Annotated in this window: 17 protein-coding genes; 9 read left to right on the top strand and 8 right to left on the bottom strand. The window is 41.2% G+C overall.

Annotated features, from left to right (window positions below):
- The first annotated feature begins 52 nt into the window (after positions 1–52).
- From WKF66_RS10690 to WKF66_RS10675, 4 genes are read left to right on the top strand one after another with little or no spacing between them, the layout of a single operon-like run.
- Complete coding sequence (locus tag WKF66_RS10690; protein WP_489674438.1) at positions 53–1,387, top strand: dihydroorotase; 1,335 nt, start codon at positions 53–55, stop codon at positions 1,385–1,387.
- The gene (locus WKF66_RS10685) at positions 1,387–2,454 is read left to right on the top strand and encodes a DUF3810 domain-containing protein (protein ID WP_489674437.1); all 1,068 of its coding nucleotides are present in this window, start codon (positions 1,387–1,389) and stop codon (positions 2,452–2,454) included. Before WKF66_RS10690 ends, WKF66_RS10685 begins: the two co-directional genes overlap by 1 nt.
- Before the next feature lie 12 nt (positions 2,455–2,466).
- Complete coding sequence (gene hscA / locus WKF66_RS10680) at positions 2,467–4,326, top strand: Fe-S protein assembly chaperone HscA (protein WP_489674436.1); 1,860 nt, start codon at positions 2,467–2,469, stop codon at positions 4,324–4,326.
- Between the two features lie 34 nt (positions 4,327–4,360).
- Positions 4,361–5,227, top strand: coding sequence for a zinc dependent phospholipase C family protein (locus WKF66_RS10675; protein ID WP_489674435.1), 867 nt, complete (start codon positions 4,361–4,363; stop codon positions 5,225–5,227).
- Here the strand turns inward: WKF66_RS10675 and WKF66_RS10670 are convergent.
- The 8 genes from WKF66_RS10670 to WKF66_RS10635 all read right to left on the bottom strand — a co-directional run bounded on the left by WKF66_RS10670 (position 5,224) and on the right by WKF66_RS10635 (position 12,386).
- The gene (locus WKF66_RS10670; RefSeq protein WP_489674434.1) at positions 5,224–5,883 is read right to left on the bottom strand and encodes a DedA family protein; all 660 of its coding nucleotides are present in this window, start codon (positions 5,881–5,883) and stop codon (positions 5,224–5,226) included. The genes WKF66_RS10675 and WKF66_RS10670 overlap by 4 nt on opposite strands.
- A 29-nt stretch (positions 5,884–5,912) precedes the next feature.
- Complete coding sequence (locus WKF66_RS10665; RefSeq protein WP_489674433.1) at positions 5,913–6,569, bottom strand: DUF4397 domain-containing protein; 657 nt, start codon at positions 6,567–6,569, stop codon at positions 5,913–5,915.
- A gap of 69 nt (positions 6,570–6,638) precedes the next feature.
- Complete coding sequence (dnaN, locus tag WKF66_RS10660) at positions 6,639–7,763, bottom strand: DNA polymerase III subunit beta (RefSeq protein ID WP_489674432.1); 1,125 nt, start codon at positions 7,761–7,763, stop codon at positions 6,639–6,641.
- Between the two features lie 34 nt (positions 7,764–7,797).
- Positions 7,798–9,480: a gliding motility-associated ABC transporter substrate-binding protein GldG gene (gene gldG, locus WKF66_RS10655; RefSeq protein ID WP_489674431.1), complete on the bottom strand. Its 1,683-nt coding sequence runs from the start codon at positions 9,478–9,480 to the stop codon at positions 7,798–7,800.
- Positions 9,474–10,202 (bottom strand): gliding motility-associated ABC transporter permease subunit GldF, encoded by a 729-nt coding sequence (gene gldF, locus WKF66_RS10650; RefSeq protein WP_489674430.1) that lies wholly within the window; start codon positions 10,200–10,202, stop codon positions 9,474–9,476. The genes gldG and gldF overlap by 7 nt, the downstream gene beginning before the upstream one ends.
- A gap of 6 nt (positions 10,203–10,208) precedes the next feature.
- Positions 10,209–10,718 (bottom strand): outer membrane beta-barrel protein, encoded by a 510-nt coding sequence (locus WKF66_RS10645; protein WP_489674429.1) that lies wholly within the window; start codon positions 10,716–10,718, stop codon positions 10,209–10,211.
- Between the two features lie 305 nt (positions 10,719–11,023).
- Complete coding sequence (locus WKF66_RS10640; protein ID WP_489674428.1) at positions 11,024–11,566, bottom strand: hypothetical protein; 543 nt, start codon at positions 11,564–11,566, stop codon at positions 11,024–11,026.
- A 112-nt stretch (positions 11,567–11,678) separates the two neighbouring features.
- Positions 11,679–12,386 (bottom strand): ATP-binding cassette domain-containing protein, encoded by a 708-nt coding sequence (locus WKF66_RS10635; protein ID WP_489674427.1) that lies wholly within the window; start codon positions 12,384–12,386, stop codon positions 11,679–11,681.
- Positions 12,387–12,480: 94 nt separating this feature from the next.
- Here WKF66_RS10635 and WKF66_RS10630 point away from each other — a divergent pair, with 94 nt between their 5' ends.
- The 5 genes from WKF66_RS10630 to WKF66_RS10610 are packed head-to-tail and all read left to right on the top strand — an operon-like array spanning position 12,481 to position 17,836.
- Positions 12,481–13,962: a glycine--tRNA ligase gene (locus tag WKF66_RS10630; protein ID WP_489674426.1), complete on the top strand. Its 1,482-nt coding sequence runs from the start codon at positions 12,481–12,483 to the stop codon at positions 13,960–13,962.
- 5 nt (positions 13,963–13,967) lie between these two features.
- Entirely contained in the window at positions 13,968–14,762 is a 795-nt protein-coding gene (locus WKF66_RS10625; RefSeq protein WP_489674425.1) for a CAP domain-containing protein, read from the top strand.
- Positions 14,763–14,794: 32 nt separating this feature from the next.
- Positions 14,795–15,280: a GtrA family protein gene (locus WKF66_RS10620; RefSeq protein ID WP_489674424.1), complete on the top strand. Its 486-nt coding sequence runs from the start codon at positions 14,795–14,797 to the stop codon at positions 15,278–15,280.
- A 38-nt stretch (positions 15,281–15,318) separates the two neighbouring features.
- Positions 15,319–17,124 (top strand): aromatic amino acid hydroxylase, encoded by a 1,806-nt coding sequence (locus WKF66_RS10615; protein ID WP_489674423.1) that lies wholly within the window; start codon positions 15,319–15,321, stop codon positions 17,122–17,124.
- Positions 17,125–17,134: 10 nt separating this feature from the next.
- A complete protein-coding gene (locus WKF66_RS10610) occupies positions 17,135–17,836 on the top strand; it encodes an SDR family oxidoreductase (protein WP_489674422.1) in 702 nt (233 codons plus the stop codon).
- The last annotated feature ends 25 nt before the right edge of the window (positions 17,837–17,861 follow it).

Raw genomic sequence — 17,861 nt, 5'->3', positions numbered from 1 at the left:
TTATCCTAAATATTTTTTCTAAGTTTGAGCGAACAAAACGATCCTGGCATTAATGACAACAATCCTCATCAAATCGGCTTCAATTGTAAACGAAGGGCAAATCACCATCGGAGATGTATTCATTAAAGACGGCTTTATTGTTAAGATTGCTCCGTCAATCGATCTAAAGGCAGATCAGGAGATCAATGCGGAAGGCTTGCATCTATTTCCTGGAATGATCGATGATCAGGTACATTTCAGAGAACCAGGTTTAACCCATAAAGCAGATATCTTCTCAGAAAGCATGGCCGCTGTAGCCGGGGGAATTACTTCCTTTATGGAAATGCCAAATACAGTTCCCAATACGCTTACTCAGGAGTTGTTGGCTGATAAATACAGGATCGCTTCAGAGATGTCACTGGCCAACTATTCCTTTTTCATGGGCGCATCCAACAATAACATCGAAGAGGTTTTGAAAACTGATCCTCGCAATGTTTGTGGAATTAAAGTGTTTATGGGCTCCTCTACAGGAAACATGTTAGTGGATAGTCAGACTGTATTGGAGAACATTTTTAAAGAAGCACCCATGCTGGTTGCGACCCATTGCGAAGACGAGCACACTATCCAGCGAAATCTTGCTATCTATAAGGAGAAATACGGAGATGCACTGACTCCTTCTATGCATCCATTGATAAGAAGTGCCGAAGCCTGCTATATTTCATCTTCAATGGCTATGGATCTGGCGAAGAAGCACAATACCAGACTACATATCTTACACATTTCGACTGCAAAAGAGGTGGGCCTGTTTGACAATGCGACCCCATTAAAAGATAAACGAATCACTGCGGAAGCGTGCATACATCATCTCTGGTTCGATGATAGTGATTATGCAGAGAAAGGGAACTGGATAAAATGGAATCCAGCTGTAAAAACGGCGGAGGATAAAGCTGGTATCTTATCCGGGGTGTTGGATGATCATATTGATATCATTGCAACAGATCACGCTCCGCACACTATTGAAGAAAAAGAACAACCTTACAGTACTGCACCTTCTGGCGGACCATTAGTGCAACATGCCACGTCTGCCTTGCTGGAGCTGTATCATCAAGGGAAGATTACTCTAGAAAAGATTGCTGAAAAAACAGCACATAATGTAGCTATATGCTTCGACATCGATAAACGAGGGTTTATACGAGAAGGTTATTGGGCAGACCTCTACCTCGTTAACTTGAATGATCCTTATAAAGTGACCAGGCAAAATGTCCTCTACAAATGCGGATGGTCTCCTTTCGAAAGTACGACCTTCAAATCTGAAGTTACACACACCATTGTTTCGGGCAACCTCGCGTATATGAAAGGGAAATTTACGACAAATGAGACAGGCAAACGGCTAGCTTTTACCCGGTAATGGACAGAGCGTATAGGCGGAAAACCAAACAATTCCTAATCCTTTTAGCCACAGCGGGTGTGGTATTTTTGCTTGGGCTGAGCAGTTCTTTGGTAGAATATATTTATTCTGATCGCCTTTACCTATTCACTTCTATTGTCCAGCGGTTTGTTAGTTCTTTAGTCCCTTTTGCTATCGGGGACCTACTTTATGTTTTGTTTATAGGATATAGCTTGAAATGCATTGTAGCATTTTTAAAGAAGGTGTTTAAAGGCACGTTGAAAAGAACTGATCGCATCAATATACCCCTTGGTGCATTAAATTTCACTCTATTGCTTTATTTAACTTTTAAGATCTTATGGGGATTGAACTATTCGCGCCCACCTATAGCAGAGCAACTTGGTATCAACAATGAAAAGTATAACACAACCCAGCTTGTCTCCCTGGGAAGATTCTTCATACTCAAATTGAACAAGCTCCAGGCTGTAAACAAAACGAGATTTGACGTCCGCCAGCTAAGTGACATTGCGGTCAGAGGATACGCGAACATGGAGAAATCAAACCCCTTTTTTGACTACCATATTCCTTCCGTTAAGCCGGTAATGTTCAATTGGATAGTTACTAAGATAGGGATTGAGGGTTATTACAACCCACTATCTGGCGAGGCAAATGTGAACATGAGACTGCCTTCGGTTGCTTTACCCTTTGTCACTTGTCATGAAATAGCTCACCAACTGGGCGTTGGTCGCGAAGACGAGGCAAATCTTATTGGTTACCTCGTATCAAGCAACAGCAGCAATCCTTATTTCCAGTACTCGGCTAACTATGCAATGCTCAAGAGTATCCTATTTGAGATTAGAATCAAATCCCCTGAAGACTATGATAAGCTCTTTATAACCATCAACAAAGGCACCGTACGGGACTTCGAAGCAGACCGGGATTTCTGGCGCAAATATAACAATGAAATGTTTGGATATCTGGACGTGGCATTTGATAAATTTCTTAAGCTGAATAATCAGCCAAAAGGCACCGACAGCTATCAGGATATAGTACTTTGGCTTTACAATATCCATAAAAAAGATTTGTAAATTTGCCTCACTATGGCAAAAATATCCATCAATCTGGCAACAGGTTCTTTCCAACAAGAAGAGATTATTGTAGGTATCGATTTAGGTACTACAAACAGCTTGGTTGCCTTTATAAATCCGGAGAAAAACCCTCAGGTGATCAATGACACTGGCAAAGGGTTGTTAGTCCCTTCAGTAGTCCATTTTAATGCGCAGGGCGATGCCATAGTCGGTAACGAAGCCAAAGAATTCTTAATTACTGATCCCGCGAATACTATATTTTCAGTTAAACGCCTTTTAGGAAGGTCTTATAAAGACGTAGCCAACCACCAGGACACATTTTCTTACAAAATCATTGATGATGAAAGTGATTCGTTGGTTAAGATAAAATCAGGTGATCGCTTCTATACGCCCATAGAGTTGTCAGGAGAGATCTTAAAAGAACTGAAAGCCAGAGCGGAACACGCCTTAAAGACGCCTGTCAACCGTGCTGTTATTACCGTACCGGCCTACTTCAATGACAGTCAGCGTCAAGCCACAAGGGATGCAGGTAAATTAGCAGGACTTGATGTTTTGAGAATTGTGAACGAACCCACTGCAGCCAGTTTAGCTTATGGAATCGGTCTTGATCCGACGCAACAAAAAACAATAGCAGTTTATGATCTTGGCGGGGGCACGTTTGACGTATCTATACTGTCCATTCAGAACGGAATCTTTGAAGTGTTGTCTACCAATGGGAACACGTTCTTGGGTGGTGATGATTTTGACAGAGCCATTGTTCATTATTGGATTGAGAAGAATGAGCTGAATAAAGAAGCGCTCTCGGCAGATGGAAGTTTAATGCAATCGCTGAGGTTAAAAGCAGAGGAAGCAAAGAAAGCGTTAAGCAGTCAAAATCTTTTTAATGAGAAGCTGGGTGAAATCTGGTGCACACTGAATAGACAAGGCTTCGAGGCGTTAATTAAGAGTAAAGTTGAAGAAACTATTACTGCATGTAAAAATGCGTTAAGTGACGCAAAGTTAGATGTAGACGCCATTGATGAGGTGATATTGGTAGGTGGATCAACAAGAACACCATATGTTAAGCAGCAAGTTGAAAGCTTTTTCGGTCGTAAACCCCATGATCAGATTAATCCGGATGAAGTTGTTGCGTTAGGAGCAGCTATTCAAGCAGACATCCTTGCGGGCAACCGCTCAGATATCCTGCTTCTGGACGTTACTCCGCTATCTCTTGGAATTGAGACGATGGGCGGTTTAATGGATGTGATCATTCCAAGGAACGCGAAGGTGCCGACAAAAGGGGGCAGACAATATACTACATCTCTGGACGGACAAGTCAACATGAAGATCTCTGTATTCCAGGGTGAGCGTGATCTTGTTAGTGAAAACAGGAAGCTGGCAGAGTTCGACCTTAAAGGAATCCCTGCTATGCCAGCTGGTTTGCCGAAGGTGGATATTAATTTTCTTTTAAATGCAGATGGCATACTGACTGTTCAGGCTATTGAGTTGAGATCGGGCGTTAAGCAGGAGATTGACATTACGCCTAGTTATGGACTAACTGATGATACCGTCGAGAAAATGTTAATTGATAGTATAACCCACGCCAAAAGCGACGTAGAGCAGCGTATGCTGATTGAAGCCAGAAGCGAAGGTGAACAATTGGTTTACACTGCAGAACGATTCATAGACAAGCATTCGGAATTCTTAACGGCGTCAGAAATCAGCGAGACCCGTACTTACATTGAGACATTAAAAATTGCTTTTGCAGCCGTTTCAAAAGATGAGATTTTGAAAAGAGCAGATGAACTAAATGAATTTACAAGGCCATTTGCAGAACGCGTGATGGATGTTGCAGTGTCTGCTGCAATGAAAGGGAAAAGCATCGATAAGTAAATACTTCATGAGATTAAAGTAGAGTATTGCAGAGATGAAGAACTTCTTTATTTCTGCAATACTTGTGTTAGGCCTATTGATGTTCGGTTCCTGGGGATTCTTTGCACACCAGCACATCAACCGTTTTGCCGTATTCACTCTGCCCGTGGGTATGATTCGATTCTACAAATCGAACATTAGCTATATCGCTGACCACGCCGTAGACCCAGATAAACGCAGGTATGCAGACACGGCAGAAGCTCCGAGGCATTACCTTGATGTGGAACTCTATGAAAACCACATTGACAGCATCCCTGAGAAATGGGCCGATGCACTAAAAAAATATGGTCCCCAGAAAATGAGTGATAATGGCATTTTACCGTGGCAACTTCAAAGGAGCTATTACAAATTGGTGGAAGCCTTTGAGGAGCGGGATTCATTAAAAATCCTTATTTATTCGGCCTATATAGGTCACTATATTGCCGATGCCCACGTTCCGCTCCATACCACTCAGAATCATAATGGCCAGTTAACGAATCAGGTTGGTATTCATGCTTTCTGGGAAAGTCGTTTACCCGAACTGTTTTATAAAGAATATAGCTATGTCGTGGGAAAGGCGACCTACATTGAAAGCCCTTTAAAGCAGGCTTGGAAAATCGTAAAAAGCACACATTCCCTTGTAGATTCCGTACTAATTGGCGAGAAAGCAACGGCTAAATCCTTTGCAGGGTTCGAAAAACAAAGTTATTCCAAACGAAAAAAGATCGTGCTGAAACAGTACTCAAAAGAGTACTCCAGGGCGTATCATTCCTGGATGAATAAGATGGTAGAACGGCAAATGCGGTCATCCATTCTTGAGATCGGAAACTTCTGGTATACAGCATGGATTGACGCAGGTCAACCCAGCCTGGAAGGTTTTTAATCTATTTTAACGCCTTTTTTTGTGAACCTGGATTTGACAGCAGCGTAGATGGCTGGCACAAAAGTAACCACAGCGATCACCACAATTACCACATCAAAGTTCTTTTTAACAACCGGAATCTGGCCTAATAAATAACCTGCCATTAATAAGCTTGTAATCCACGCAACGCCGCCTATGATGTTAAATAGGGTAAATTTTCCGAAAGGCATTTTAGCCACACCTGCTACGAATGGCGCAATGGTTCTGAAGATTGGAAGGAAGCGACTAAAGATTATCGCTTTACCACCATGCTTTTCGAAAAACTCGTGAGACTGGTTATAATATTCGAGTTTGAGTATCCGATTGCTTTCCTTGAACACTTTGACCCCGAAGAAACTCCCCAGTTTGTAATTTAAGGAGTTACCTAATATCGCGGCTACGGTCAGTAGCAAAAGCATCGCCCAAATGTTCAATCCAGTATTGCCTCCGGCGATTAATGTACCCATTGCAAATAGCAAAGAATCACCTGGAAGAAATGGTGTAACTACGAAGCCGGTCTCAGCAAATATGATCAGAAAAAGTATGGCGTATGTCCAACCTTGGTAATCTTGAATGATCTCTTCAAGATGTTTATCGATATGTAATAGAAAGTCTACTAAGAAGTTTATGAATTCCAAGAGTTATAAGTTAAGCCCAAAAATAGAAATTAATTCTGAATAAGAAGGTTCCCATATAATTCTGTCCCAGTCGTTCCGTTAAAAAAGATAGTATAAATCTTTCCAGCTTTTAGGTTCGCATCGACAACCGGAGCGGTGACGACAAGTGTTGCTGCAACTTGAAACTTAACTCCCGGATCTACATCATAGTAAGATGAGGCATTGCCAAACCCTAATGCCGGAAACAACTGTCCACCACCAACGACTGAAACACTAAGCGAATTATTAAGAAAGCCGTTTAGGTGAATAAATCTTACTCTTGCTTTTCCTGAAGCAGGAGCTGTCATGTCATCTTCTTTAAGACCGGTAGCTGGAGCACCCTGAAGATTCTGAACATAAAAAAAAGTTGCATAACTTCCTATTACCGCATTATAAGGTATAATGTCACCATTAGGCGCACTCGTACCTGTATTGGCCATGGCTAAGTAATTCTGTCCGGAGTATAGAGAAAGGTAAGCAGTTGCCTGTCCAGCCGCCACAGGGGCCACATCTAACTTACCGTTATTCACATAGACATCCTGAGCCAGGGAGTTGCGAACCGCGTTGACAAACCGGATCTTTACTTCTCCTACAGGAACTTCAGTCTTTTTGACACAGGAGTTCAGAAAGATCAACAAGCCGAATCCTAAGATTAATAATTTTTTCATAGCAATTTATAGTTTAAACAACAATGGCCTGGTTTAATAACCAAGCCATGCTTATATCTTAAATAACAATTAGTTATAATTATTTAACATCACTGGCATAACCAGCATAAGAACGTTTTCATTCTCATCATTAGTATGTGGAATTAACAATCCAGCCCGGTTAGGAGTGGAAAGCTCAAGCGTCACTTCTTCACCACTTAAGTTTCCTAACATTTCAATCAGAAACTTAGCATTGAAACCAATTTCCAGATCTTCACCTTCATATTGACAACTCAAACGCTCATGGGCCTCATTAGCAAAATCAAGATCCTCTGATGATATGTTCAACTCACTTCCACTGATCTTTAAACGAACCTGGTGTGTGGTCTTATTTGCAAAAATAACAACCCTGCGAAGGGTATTTAAAAACAAGGCTCTGTCTATAACAAGCTTGTTTGGATTATTCGCAGGTATAACCGCCTCATAATCAGGATAACGCTCATCTATCAGACGACAAACTAGATTTATGTTTTCAAACTTAAAGAACGCACTGGTTGCATTGTAATCAACTGAAACGTTAACATCTGAGGACGGCAAAGCAGCCTTTAAAAGAGTCAGGGCTTTTTTAGGGAGAATGAATGAAGATGTTTTATCTGCCTTACTATCCGTACGACGGTATCTTACTAGTTTATGAGCATCAGTAGCCACAAAAGTAATGTGCTGATCAGAAAGCTGGCAAAATACACCTGTCATCGCTGGACGAAGTTCATCGTTACTTACTGCAAATATGGTCTTCGTAATAGCTTCTGTAAGAACTGACGCAGGTAAGTTAACAGATGAGGCATTTTCAACAACTGGAATCTTCGGGAAATCATCACCGTTTTCTCCACTTAATTTATATTTTCCATCTCCGGCACTAATCTCAATTGAAAAAGAATTATCATCAATATTAAAGGAGATTGGCTGATCTGGCAAAGTTTTCAAAGTCTCTAGTAAGATTCTAGCAGGAACAGCAACTTTACCACCTTCTTTAGATTCAACAGGCAAAGAAGTAGTCATACTGGTCTGCAAGTCAGTTGCAGATATCGTTAGGTTTCCGTCTTTGATTTCAAAAAGAAAGTTTTCAAGAATAGGCAAAACAGTACTGCTGCTTGAGGCACCATTCACTGTTTGCAAATGTTTTAATAACGTTGATGTGGATACAATAAATCTCATAATTTGATCTAGTCAGTTCTCAAAAATATAAAAATTACCTTGTATACTTACGACTGCGGTAATAATGTTGAAAAATCGCAAATGATATTAACATCGCAATTGGAAGCCCTATATTTAACATTTGCCAGGTTAGTTTTTCAGTTCTCAACTTAGCTCTGTCCAATAACCTGATCTTGACCTCTTTGTTCCTAAGCGTTATTAGACTGTGATCATTGGACAAGTAGTCAACAAAGTTCAGAAGCAACGCTTTGTTTCCAAAACTTCGCTGCGTATATCGATCAAATCCTAGCGGAAAGATGGAGCCATCTTTACTACTCACCTGATTTTTAAACAAATCACCATCTCCTAAAACGATCATTTTACCCGGCTTGCTTTGTGCAGGAACCTCGAAACTCTCTGTGATCCCGGCAGGGACAGATCTGTTTAAAAAGACAGATGGAAAACTTCCCTCTAATAAGATGCCGGTAGTTTCAGGACTGCTTAAGTACTCACGGGGATCAGGCTGCTCTGCAACCATTTGGAGCGACAATAGCTTGGGCGTATTGTGAACCTTATTGTAACCAGAGGTCTTTAGCAGCACACTCTTTTTCAATCCTTTAACCCCTATCGTATCTACTGTACTTACAAACTCCGACCGGATGCCATCAATATTTTTCACCAGGTTGCTCGATGAATCCGGCATAAGCAGCGGATAGTAAATCCAGGGTGCCATTTGAATTTGACCTTGGGCACCGCTGGTGCTTAATGGAATTTCCACACAATTGGCATCCGCGATTAAGTTATAATTTACTCTGGCACCATAGACAAAAAGCATATCATCAAGATTAAGCTTTCTATTAAAGGCCAGTTGTTCACCTGTCTTACTCATACTGTCGAGCTCTGCACCCACCTGGTCAATGCTCCACAAGACACTACCACCTTGCATAACAAAGTAGTTAATCTTATATTTCTGTGCTTCTGTAAACTCCTTTTGGGGTTTAGTAATCACCAGCATGTTCAATTTATCAAGCCCACCTTTATCAATGACATCCAAATTAACCCTCCCAACTTCATAGCTACCAGATAAAGTTGTTATCGCGTCACTGAGTTGCTGATCTGTCAACTCTTCATTACCTTCTGTAAAACCAATTCGTGGATGGCTGCCAGTTACCACTTTTTGAATCGCTGAAGTAAACAAGTACTCTAAATTTTCAATGGAACTGTTAATGTTCTCTTCATAGTCGCTCGCGGCATCGACATTCTGAAGTAATTTAATTGGGTAAGTCTGACCATTCCCTTCCACTAAAGCCATTGGAAATATGGTTTTCTGTGCAAAACCATTGGCGTTTTTGATATTTAAAGTTGTTGGTTCTACCCCTACCCGATAGAGGTTGTTAATAGTGCTATCAAGCGCTGCACCGGAAAGTCCAGCTATAGGATCCGCAAATTGGTAATGAATGGCATGACCGGCATCAGCGCTGTAGTCATTTAGCAAATCTTCTGTAGCATTCTTTAATCTTTTAAAGGCAGCAGGCAGATCCCCATCAAGGTATATGGTAATCGTAATGGGCTCAGTAATTTCTTTCATCACGGCCTTTGTCGCTGGATGCAATGTAAATCGTTTCTCTTTGGTGAAGTCAATACGAGTATAAAAGTATTGTGATGCTACATTTAACAAAATCAGCCCGACAAGGAAACTCAGTACATTGAAGAGCTTTTTATCCTTGGACTTCACCATTTTCGCCCTCCAATCACTAGCTTAGTTAAGCCTAAGAACAAAAGCACAAAGGTCAAAAAATATACAAGGTCTCTTGTGTCGAGAACCCCCCTACTGATGGATTGATAGTGTTGATTGATACTTAAGCTGAGGAGGTAATTCTCCAACGATCGCAATCCGAATATTTTACTAATGGCATCGAATCCGCTTAATGCGATAAAACTTAGAAATACTGCAATAGCGAAAGCAACGACTTGATTATTTGTTAAAGACGAACAAAAAATGCCGATTGCAGTGTAAGCACAGGACAATAAAAGTAAGCCTATGTAGGATCCAAGCACCGCTCCACTATCAATGTTCCCTACAGGATAACCTAAATTATAAATAGAGATATAATAGATAACGGTCGGAATAAGTGCAAGAAGCACGATCATCAGACATGAAAAGTATTTTCCTAATATGATCTGCCAGTCTGTAATAGGCCTTGTGGCTAATAGGACATAGGTTCCTTCTCTCCTTTCCTCGGCGAAAGAACGCATTGTTATTGCGGGGATCAGAAAGAGAAAGAGAAATGGGGCAAGGCTGAAAAAGCTGTTGAGCTCAGCGTACCCATAATCCAAAATAGAGGTGTCTGGAAAGAACCACAATAGCAAACCAGAAGCTAGAAGAAAAACGCCAATGGTGATATAAGCCATCAATGAATTTAGAAGACTAAAGAGTTCTCTTTTAAATACGGCGTACATGCTACCTTAAAAGTTGTATCCGGCACGAAGGCCTATGAAAGAACGGGTACCATTGCTTCGGGACCAACCTTCGTAACGTATACCTGCATCAACGCTCCCCTTATTGGAGACAGGAAATTCCACACCCAAAGTTGGGCTATACGCGAGTGCGGTGCCACTGCCGTTGCCGTTTGCACTGGAAATGACTACACCAGCTTCAGCACTCCCGTAGATATATTCAGACAGGAAGTAGCGCAAACCTGCCTTGATTGGTATAAATCCCTCTCTGTATTTGATATTTGCAAATACTGGGTCACCATTAAAACGAAGATAACCTACGTTAACAGTGAAATTTAGATTCTTATTGATAGGGCGCTGAAAAAGAGCTGAAGGTCCTACTCCATAGTTAACATTTGACCCGAAGTTGCCTAGCGGAAATGCAAAGTCAAGACCTATCCCTATCTTGGAAGTAGGGCGCTGGGCATAAGTAGAAGTTGCGATAAGGATGATAATTATCGTTGCGAATGCTTTTCTCAATGTATTTGTGTTTAGCTGTATTATCGTATCAAATATAAGGGAAAGTAATAAAAAACTTGTTGTTTAGATTACTCGTGTTCCCTGTTTTTCTTCGATAGGACAACAAGTGTCCAAGCTGAGGTTGGTTCCGGGTTGGTTCCGCGTTGGTAGCGGGTTGGTTCCGCCTTGCTACCGCTAAAGCAGAATCAAGGGGGTATCAAGGGGGACTAAATGAAGCTTAACCAAAAGGGTATGACAAACGTAGGTCATAAATGACAAAGGCCTCCTGTCTCCAGGAAGCCTTTAATAAATAGATGAGTGGACTGTTACAATCCGAAGTTGTAAGCCAATCTAAGTCCTACGAATCTATAAGTTCCATTGTTAGACCATGCTTCATAACGTGCACCAAGATCTATTGTGCTTTTATCAGCTACCGGAAATTCTACACCAATATGGGGAGTATAGATAAACCTTGTATCAGAACCTGAACGGGTTCCTATAGCAGCACCTAATTCACCTCCTGCATAAAAATTCTCAGCAATAAAATATCTTGCTCCAACTTTCAATGGAACCACTCCATAATCTGCCACTTTGATTACATTATTATCAACGTTCGCAATTTCCTTGCCTTGAAAATTCAGATATCCACCCGTCGCAATAAAGTTTAACTTATTTGCTATTGGAGTTTGAAACTGCAATGAACCTCCATATCCGAAATCATATCCATCACCAAAGTCACCTGTTGGAAAGGCAAACTCTGCACCGATACCTAATTTAGAACCTGTCATCGCTACATCTTTCGTTTGTGCGTTAACGCTACTAAATCCTAATATTCCTGCTATTGCTGTTACTAAAAATAATCTTTTCATGTTTTTTAATTTATTTATTCATTAAATTTATTGAACAGACATTTACAAAATCCAGGCCAATGGAGGTTTAAGTTCAGCCTCTAACCCTGAATTTTACAATAAGACGCTGGAACTAAGCCGTTAATTTTCTGAAAATATCTTCTAATGACAGTGCGTCATTATTCGATTTTATGCCACTGAGGGTGTCATGAGCAACGATAACGCCTTTGTTGATGATAATTACCTGGTCACATAGTGCTTCAACTTCCTGCATGATATGGGTCGACAGTATCACAGTACGCTCTTGCCCTAAGTCTTTGATCAGCTTCCGAATATCCGCAAGCTGATTAGGATCAAGTCCGGATGTAGGCTCATCCAGTATTAAGACCTTAGGGTCATTAATGATCGCTTGTGCAAGTCCAACACGCTGCCTGTACCCTTTTGACAACATATGGATCTTCTTATGCGATTCTTCGTGTAAACCTACCTGCTCAATCACTTTGTCAACCCGTTGCTTTATATTTGATAACCGATAAGTACTGGCAACGAACTGAAGAAATTCGCGAACATACATATCTGAATATAGAGGTGTATTTTCTGGCAGATAACCCAAGACCTTCTTCACTTCTATCGGTTGCTTTTGAGTGTCGAAGCCTGCAACTTCAGCCAACCCAGAGGTGGGTGATAAATAACAAGACAGCATTTTCATAGTGGTTGACTTTCCTGCCCCATTCGGCCCTAAAAACCCAAGGATTTTTCCGGGACTAGCCTCAAAACTGATAGAATCAACGGCTCGTTGTTTGCCGTATGTTTTTGATAGTCCGGTAACTTTAACACTCATACCCAAAAGTAAGTAAAACCTTGAAAATCCTTCAAATCGATACTTAAGTTAATTCAATTGATTTTTGCACACTTTTGGCTAAGTTTGCATCACTATGGCAAAAAACAATAACGACGAGCAATTTAAAAATGTTATTTCACACGCTAAAGAATACGGTTTTGTATTTCAAAGCAGCGAGATTTATGACGGACTAAGCGCTGTTTATGATTACGGACAGCTAGGCGCTGAATTAAAAAACAATATTAAATCTTATTGGTGGAAAGCCATGGTACAAATGCATGAAAACATTGTAGGAATTGATTCTGCAATCTTTATGCATCCAAAGATCTGGAAAGCGAGTGGCCATGTTGACGGTTTCAACGATCCAATGATCGACAATAAAGATTCTAAGAAACGTTACCGTGCAGATCAATTACTAGAAGATAAGATCGCACGATATGAAAAGGATGGTAAATCGGATAAAGCTGCAAAGCTCCAGGCAGACATGGATGACGCGCTTAAAGCAGATAACCTTCCTTTGTTGAAGACATTAATTGAAGAACACGAGATCGCTTGTCCGGTTAGCGGCACAAGGAACTGGACTGATGTTCGTCAATTCAACCTGATGTTCAGCACTCAGTTTGGCGCAATGGCGGAAGGTTCTGATGAAGTTTACCTTAGACCAGAAACCGCGCAGGGAATATTTGTTAACTTCCTTAATGTACAGAAGTCGGGAAGAATGAAAATTCCTTTTGGGATTGCCCAGATCGGTAAAGCCTTTAGGAACGAAGTGATTGCCCGTCAATTCATTATGCGTATGCGTGAATTCGAACAGATGGAAATGCAATTCTTTGTTCGCCCAGGTGAAGACCAGAAATGGTTTGCCTACTGGAAAGAGGCACGTTTGAAATGGCACCTTGCACTTGGCACATCACCAGAGAAATACCATTTCCATGATCACGTTAAATTGGCACATTATGCCAATGCTGCTACCGACATTGAATTTGAATTCCCATTTGGGTTTAAAGAAGTAGAAGGTATCCACAGCAGGACAGATTTTGATTTATCACAACATCAGGAGTTCTCTGGTAAGAAGATGCAGTATTTCGATGCTGAACTCAATGAGGATGGAAAACCATATGGTAATTACATTCCATATGTGATTGAAACATCGATTGGACTTGACCGGATGTTCCTTCTTACCATGATCAATGCTTTTGAAGAGCAGGATCTAAGTACAGATGAGAAACAAGACAGCAGGACGTTATTGAGACTACACCCATGCCTAGCACCTATAAAGGTCGCTATTTTCCCTCTGACCAAAAAAGATGGGTTACCGGAAAAAGCCCGTGAGATCATGAACAGCCTGAAACTGGACTTTAACTGCATCTATGAAGAAAAAGATGCAATTGGCAAACGATACCGGAGACAAGATGCGATTGGTACGCCGTTCTGCCTAACAATTGATCATCAAACACTGGAAGACAATACCGTAACCATTCGTCACCGCGATACCATGGAGCAACAACGAATAGAGATTAGCGAGCTGCAATCTTTGATTGAAAGCAAAACGAGCTGGAAGAACTTACTTCAATAATAAAAATGATTAAAGGTCTGAACGCTCAAAGGTTCAGACCTTTTACTTGCGTATCAAATGTTGGTCTGCTGTTTGTATTAAAACCTGCAGAAATACGTTATGCGCATATGAGATTAACAGATCTGATACTCCTTCTGGTCATTCCTTTTTTATCAACTCCAAATAGTATAGAAAAGTCCAGACCCCAGGAGACATGGACAAAAGAAGAGCTCAGAGCAGCAAACACCGCTGGAGATGCCAAATACCTTAGCGCTGAAGAGAAAGATATGGTGATCTATATGAATCTGGCAAGGATGGATGGAGAGAAATTCTTTAACACCTATTTTCAGGATTATCTGGAGCAACACAATAAGCAGATGACTAAGTACAGCAACTACAATGAGCTTAAGATCAGCAAAACTGATAAGTACTACCGGAGTTTGGAAGAGGATCTAAAAAAGGTAAAGGGAATGACTGCTCTTTGGCCGGATGAAGCGATGACCTGGGTTGCAAAACAACATGCTAAGGACATGAACAAGAATAATTACGCTACTCACAATTCTTTGGATGGTCGCACGGTAAAAGACCGGATTGGTAAAATGTACCCACGTAAGGCTTGTGGCGAAAACCTTGCTTTCGGGTACTCATCGGGATTAGCCAACATTTGTATGTTACTGTTGGACAGAGGGGTGCCAGATCTTGGACACAGACAAATTATACTTAATGACGACTATAAATTTAATTTCATTGGCGTAAGTATACAGCCGCATAAGGGATATAAATACTGCTCTGTTACGGATTTTGTGGCACTACCGAGATAATAATTTAGTACATTCGTAGTTTAACATCAAGAATGCGCAAAGCTTTATTAAGACTAATAGACTTTTTTTATCCTCCATTCTCACGCTGGTTAACACCACATACTTTTAGGTATTTAGTCTCTGGAGGATCGACGGTTGTCTCGGGAATCATTACTTATTACATTTGTTATAATTGGATTCTAAAACAAACGGATATACGAATTGACATCCCTTTTCTTCCTAACTTAATAACTGCACCTTCCGCAGCCTTAGCGATGGAGACAATCATTACCTTCTGTATTGGTTTCCTTTTAAATAAGTACCTGATCTTTACCTCTTCTGACTTAAAGGGCAGGGTTCAGTTGTTCAGATACGCTTCTGTTTGGGTTACTAACGTTTTATTAACACTTGCATTACTTAAACTTCTGCATGAAGGGCTGGGCATCTATCCTACCGTCGCCAAAACGATAATTTCACTCCTGCTTGCCGTATACAGTTACTTTTCCCAAAAATACTTCACATTTAGAGTGAAAAAATAAAAATCCTTATCTTGCTGAACTAACTAAATTATTACAGCATGAGCAACTTTAATGATTTCAATAATCCGCAAGTTGCCAATCTACCTAAACACCTGCGTCAATTTATTGTCGAACAGCAATACGAAAACTATACCCCTGTAGATCAGGCAGTATGGCGATATGTAATGCGCCAGAATTACAGTTATTTGAAACAGGTTGCTTACTATCCATATATTAAAGGCTTAAAGAGAGCCGGATTGAGCATTGAACACATCCCGCGTCTCCAAACCATGAATGACAATCTTGGAAAGATTGGTTGGGGAGCTGTTACCGTGGATGGCTTTATTCCACCTGCCGCATTTATGGAATATCAGGCTTATCGTGTTTTGGTGATTGCAGCAGATATCCGCCAAATCAATCACATCGCGTACACTCCTGCGCCTGACATTATACATGAATCCGCAGGTCATGCGCCAATAATTGCCGATAGCGATTACAACAATTACCTGAGTTATTTTGGTTCGATTGGTACAAAAGCCATGTTCTCTTCCAAAGATTTTGAATTATATGAAGCAATACGAACGCTTTCGATTTTAAAGGAAGCAGCAGGTACTTCAGAAGAAGAGATTAAAAAAGCCGAGCGACACCTTAAACGCGTTTCGGAGGATATGGGTGAACCTTCGGAAATGGCATTGCTGGGCAGATTACATTGGTGGACCGTCGAATATGGATTGATTGGGACCTTGGAAGAGCCCAAGATCTACGGCGCCGGTTTACTTTCCTCTATAGGGGAAAGTGCTTCCTGTATGCAGCCAAACGTCAAGAAGTTATGGTACAACAAATACACCGTAAATTACCCCTACGACATCACTAAAACACAGCCGCAGCTGTTTGTGACGGCTACCTTTCAAAATCTGATTGACGTTCTGGAGGAATTTGCTGAGACCATGGCATTCAGACGAGGAGGTTCAGAAGGATTAATTAAAGCCATCGAATGTAAGAACCCCGCAACAGCAGTTTACAGTTCTGGTCTGCAGGTCACAGGTACATTCACAGACCTTGGTTTGAATGCGGCAGACGAGCTCACTTATCTTAAGACGACCGGACCCTCTGCTCTTGCGCTAAACGGGAAGCAACTTGAAGGTCATGGCAAGACCTACCATAGCTCTGGGTTCTCATCGCCTGTGGGCAAGTTAAAAGACCAGGAGACCCCTTTAGAAGATTTTAACGAACAGGAATTGGCCGGGGTGGGCCTGATGATTGGCGAACGCACCGAGATCACTTTTGAAAGTGGAATTAAAGTGAAGGGCGTCGTTCAGCAGCTGCTCAAACATGATCAAAAGATCCTAATTATCACCTTTGAAGAATGTACAGTGCAGGAACAGAATGGAAACCTATTGTTCCTACCAGATTGGGGCACCTATGACATGGCAGTTGGCGAGCGCATCACATCCGTATTTAATGGAGCAGCAGATAAGGATGCTTATGAAGATATGCTCTACGTTAGTAATCAGCAGACAAGGCATATTGCCTACGACGCAAAAACTGTAGAATTGCATTGTATTTATGCCAAAATAAGAGCAATAAGGGAAGGTCTGGAAAACACATCCGAATTACCTGAGTTGTTTAGCACTGTCAAAAGTAACTACAGACAGGATTGGTTAGCCGCATTGGAAATATTGGAAATTCTACATCACAAAGATCTATTGCCGCTATTGAGAAGAGAGATCCGCAATTATTTGGAACTAAAGGCCGGTAATGAGAAAGACTATACAAAGTTAATTAATGACGGACTGCATGTTATTGCCAATCCGGTTAGCCAGTTAATTACGCTGGAGGATGAGCACTCAGATACGGTCGATTAAAGAAATACAGATGAATATAATAATTACAGGAGCAAGCAGCGGGATAGGTTTTGAAACCGCTTTAGAATTGACACTAGATACTCAAAATACGGTCGTTTGTATCGCAAGGACTGCTGAGAAATTGCGGAAGCTTTTGGAGATCGCCAAAGGGATTACACCAGACTGCACTTTGCTGCCGGTTGAGTTTGACATTGTGAACGACGATTACAACGCCTTAGTGCCCTTTCTGAAGGAGCGATTAGGAACAGTTGATATTTTAATAAATAATGCCGGTAGCCTGGTCAACAAACCTTTTCTGGAAACTTCAGCTGCAGATATGTGGCAGATGCTGGAGAGCAATGTTATGGGACATTTTAATATGATACAGCATGTGGTTCCATTAATGGGTTCCGGTAGTCACATTGTAAACATTGGAAGCATGGGTGGTTTCCAGGGGAGCGTTAAATTCTCCGGCTTATCTGCTTATTCTTCCAGCAAGTCGGCGTTACACACTTTAACGGAATGTCTGGCTCAGGAGCTGGTAGAAACCGGGATAAAAATTAATTGTCTGGCTCTTGGATCTGCACAAACTGAAATGTTGGAACTGGCCTTCCCTGGGTATCAGTCACCGGTTATGGCTTTCGAAATGGGTAAATATGTAGCTGATTTTGCCAGGACGGGGCACCGGTTTTTTAATGGAAAAACATTACCGGTAGCAGTATCCACACCCTAGAAGTTTTCCACATTTTTGTCAGTTC

Source organism: Pedobacter sp., assembly GCF_037719805.1.
Classification (GTDB): Bacteria; Bacteroidota; Bacteroidia; order Sphingobacteriales; family Sphingobacteriaceae; genus Pedobacter.
Note: the sequence above shows the minus strand (reverse complement) of the source record. Positions and strands in the feature narration are given on the sequence as shown.

Bases quoted from the DNA above. Each gene is read 5' to 3' on its own strand.
- WKF66_RS10690 (WP_489674438.1), top strand. From the start codon at position 53: ATGACAACAATCCTCATCAAATCGGCTTCAATTGTAAACGAAGGGCAA.
- WKF66_RS10685 (WP_489674437.1), top strand. From the start codon at position 1,387: ATGGACAGAGCGTATAGGCGGAAAACCAAACAATTCCTAATCCTTTTA.
- hscA (WP_489674436.1), top strand. From the start codon at position 2,467: ATGGCAAAAATATCCATCAATCTGGCAACAGGTTCTTTCCAACAAGAA.
- WKF66_RS10675 (WP_489674435.1), top strand. From the start codon at position 4,361: ATGAAGAACTTCTTTATTTCTGCAATACTTGTGTTAGGCCTATTGATG.
- WKF66_RS10665 (WP_489674433.1), bottom strand. From the start codon at position 6,569: ATGAAAAAATTATTAATCTTAGGATTCGGCTTGTTGATCTTTCTGAAC.
- dnaN (WP_489674432.1), bottom strand. From the start codon at position 7,763: ATGAGATTTATTGTATCCACATCAACGTTATTAAAACATTTGCAAACA.
- gldG (WP_489674431.1), bottom strand. From the start codon at position 9,480: ATGGTGAAGTCCAAGGATAAAAAGCTCTTCAATGTACTGAGTTTCCTT.
- gldF (WP_489674430.1), bottom strand. From the start codon at position 10,202: ATGTACGCCGTATTTAAAAGAGAACTCTTTAGTCTTCTAAATTCATTG.
- WKF66_RS10640 (WP_489674428.1), bottom strand. From the start codon at position 11,566: ATGAAAAGATTATTTTTAGTAACAGCAATAGCAGGAATATTAGGATTT.
- WKF66_RS10635 (WP_489674427.1), bottom strand. From the start codon at position 12,386: ATGAGTGTTAAAGTTACCGGACTATCAAAAACATACGGCAAACAACGA.
- WKF66_RS10630 (WP_489674426.1), top strand. From the start codon at position 12,481: ATGGCAAAAAACAATAACGACGAGCAATTTAAAAATGTTATTTCACAC.
- WKF66_RS10625 (WP_489674425.1), top strand. From the start codon at position 13,968: ATGATTAAAGGTCTGAACGCTCAAAGGTTCAGACCTTTTACTTGCGTA.
- WKF66_RS10620 (WP_489674424.1), top strand. From the start codon at position 14,795: ATGCGCAAAGCTTTATTAAGACTAATAGACTTTTTTTATCCTCCATTC.
- WKF66_RS10615 (WP_489674423.1), top strand. From the start codon at position 15,319: ATGAGCAACTTTAATGATTTCAATAATCCGCAAGTTGCCAATCTACCT.
- WKF66_RS10610 (WP_489674422.1), top strand. From the start codon at position 17,135: ATGAATATAATAATTACAGGAGCAAGCAGCGGGATAGGTTTTGAAACC.